At 66.4% G+C, this 2,107-nt stretch carries 1 protein-coding gene; it reads left to right on the top strand.

All coding sequences use genetic code 11. The annotated features are described in order from the left end of the window. Window positions 1-2 precede the first annotated feature (2 nt). On the top strand, window positions 3-2,107 hold a 2,105-nt coding region (locus FLV34_RS39080), incomplete at its 3' end, for a (Fe-S)-binding protein (RefSeq protein WP_147945563.1).

The following is a 2,107-nucleotide window of genomic DNA, read 5'->3' as shown; positions in this document are numbered from 1 at the left end:
TCGTGCTCTGGGTAGCGATTGCAGGCCTCATCGCGACCGCCGTGGCGGTCGGGCTGGCGGGCCGTCGCGTGCTGTTCCTCTATCGGCTTGCCACCAGCGGCCAGCCGGCCCCGGAGCGGATCGAGTACGCCAAACAGCACGCCGGCGCCGAGATCAAGGCCCAGCTGGTGGAGGTCTTCGGCCAGCGCAAGCTGCTGAAGTGGACGCCGTCCGGCACCGCCCACTTCTTCGTCATGTGGGCGTTCTTCATCCTGCTGACCGTCTACATCGAGGCGTACGGCGCGATCATCCAGGGCGCGATCACCGGGCACTCGGACTTCCACATCCCGCTCATCGGGACCTGGCCGGTGCTGGGCTTCCTGCAGGACTTCATCGCGGTCGCCTGTCTGCTCGGGCTGGCCGCGTTCACGGCCATCCGGATCAAGAACTCGCCGAAGAAGCTCGGACGCGGCTCCCGGTTCTCCGGCTCGCACCTGGGCGGGGCCTGGCTGGTCCTGTTCATGATCTTCAACATCATCTGGACGCTGTTCCTCGCCCGGGGCGCGGCGGCGGCCAACGGCAACTTCCCCTATGAGTCCGGCGCGTTCGTCAGCCTGGCCATCGGGAAGGTGCTGCCGCACAGCGAGCTGCTGGAGCAGATCGCCTTGCTGCTGCACATCGGCTTCATGCTGGTGTTCCTGGTCATCGTGGTGAACAGCAAGCACCTGCACATCTTCACCGCGCCGCTGAACGTGCTGTTCTCCCGCCGTCCCGACGGGCTGGGCCCGGCCCAGCCGATGCGCAGCAACGGGAAGGTGCTCGACTTCGAGGAGGCCGACCCCGAGGTCGACGTGTTCGGCCGCGGCAAGATTACCGACACGACGTGGAAGGGCTTCCTCGACTTCTACACCTGCACCGAGTGCGGCCGCTGCCAGTCGCAGTGCCCGGCCTGGAACACCGACAAGCCGCTGTCGCCCAAGATGCTCATCCTCGACCAGCGCGACCACGCCTTCGCGATCGCGCCCTACCTGCTGGCCGGGGAGAAGGAGAAGGAGAGCTTCTCCGAGGACGTGCTGGCCCTGCTCGACAAGCCGCTGGTGGGCGAGGACGGGGTCATCCACCCCGACGTGCTGTGGTCGTGCACCAACTGCGGCGCGTGCGTCGAGCAGTGCCCGGTCGACATCGAGCACATCGACCACATCCTCGACATGCGCCGCTACCAGGTGATGATCGAGTCGTCGTTCCCGTCCGAGGCGGGCGTGATGCTCAAGAACCTGGAGAACAAGGGCAACCCGTGGGGCATGTCCGAGATGAAGCGGGCCGAGTGGATCGAGGAGTTGGCCACCTCCGTGGACGGACAACGCATCGAGGTCCCGATCATCGACGAGAAGATGCCCGACGACGTCGAGTATCTCTTCTGGGTCGGCTGCGCCGGCGCGCTGGAGGACCGGGCCAAGAAGACCACCAAGGCGGTCGCGGAGCTGCTGCACATCGCCGGGGTCAAGTTCGGCGTGCTCGGCCCGATGGAGGCGTGCACCGGTGACCCGGCCCGCCGCCTGGGCATGGAGTTCCTGTTCAACATGCTCGCCCAGCAGAACATCGAGACGCTCAACGAGGCCGGGGTCAAGAAGATCGTGGCCACCTGCCCCCACTGCTTCAACACCCTCGCCAACGAATACCCGCAGCTCGGCGGCACGTACGAGGTCGTGCACCACACCCAGCTGCTGGCGCATCTGGTGGAGGAGGGCCGCCTCACCCCGATCACCCCGATCGAGGAGAAGATCACCTACCACGACCCGTGCTTCCTGGGCCGGCACAACAAGGTGTACGCCCAGCCGCGCGACATCATGGCCAAGGTGCCGGGCGTCCAGACCCAGGAGATGCACCGCTGCAAGGATCGCGGATTCTGCTGTGGCGCCGGCGGCGCGCGCATGTGGATGGAGGAGCGAATCGGAAAGCGCATCAACACCGAGCGTGTCGACGAGGCGCTGACCACCGATCCCGACACCGTCTCCACCGCCTGCCCGTTCTGCCTCGTGATGCTCGGCGACGCGATCAACGAGAAGAAGAACGCCGGTCAGGCCAAGGAGTCGCTGGAGGTCGTGGACGTCGCCCAGCTCCTCATCAA

The sequence above is a fragment of the Microbispora sp. CSR-4 genome, assembly GCF_008033685.1.
Lineage (GTDB): Bacteria > Actinomycetota > Actinomycetes > Streptosporangiales > Streptosporangiaceae > Microbispora.
This window is presented reverse-complemented; position numbering and strand designations above follow the sequence as displayed.